At 43.2% G+C, this 602-nt stretch carries 1 protein-coding gene; it reads left to right on the forward strand.

What is annotated here, in order from left to right:
* A partial coding sequence (locus tag B5P40_RS33190) for a hypothetical protein (RefSeq protein ID WP_220089785.1) occupies positions 1-227 on the forward strand: 227 nt, incomplete at its 5' end.
* Positions 228-602: the final 375 nt, after the last annotated feature.

A 602-nucleotide genomic window follows, 5' to 3' on the forward strand; every position in this document is an offset into this window, starting at 1 on the left:
TAAATTTTGTCAAAATTTTTCGTGGACTTCCGTTAAGACCTTATCTAGGTAGCCAGTTGTCTCTCACGGCCAAAACATCTCATTTTGAAGGTCAAATCTGCCCCGGATTAGGTAAACCCCCCATTTTAGAAGATTATCATGCGATACACTCCATGAAATTTTTGGTGATCTGGAATTTCGACATAATTTTTGCCAAAATATTTCGTGGACGTCCGTTAAGACCTTAGCTATGGAGCCAGTTAGCCCTCACGGCCAAAACGTCCCATTTTGAAGGTCAAATGTGCCCCAGAGCAGGTAAACCCCCCATTTTGCCGATTTTCGTGTGCTATAGTCCATGGACTTTTTGGTGATCTGGAATTCCGACATAATTTTTGCCAAAATTTTTCGTGGACGTCCGTTAAGACCTTAGCTATGGAGCCAGTTAGCCCTCACGGCCAAAACGTCCCATTTTAAAGGTCAAATGTGCCCCAGAGCAGGTAAACCCCCCATTTTGCCGATTTTCGTGTGCTATAGTCCATGGACTTTTTGGTGATCTGGAATTCCGACATAATTTTTGCTCAATATTTGACATGGACGTCTGTTAAGACCTAAGCTATGGAGCC

Origin of the sequence: Bacillus sp. SRB_8, from assembly GCF_003264205.1 — a bacterium.
GTDB lineage: Bacteria > Bacillota > Bacilli > Bacillales > Bacillaceae_G > Bacillus_A > Bacillus_A mycoides.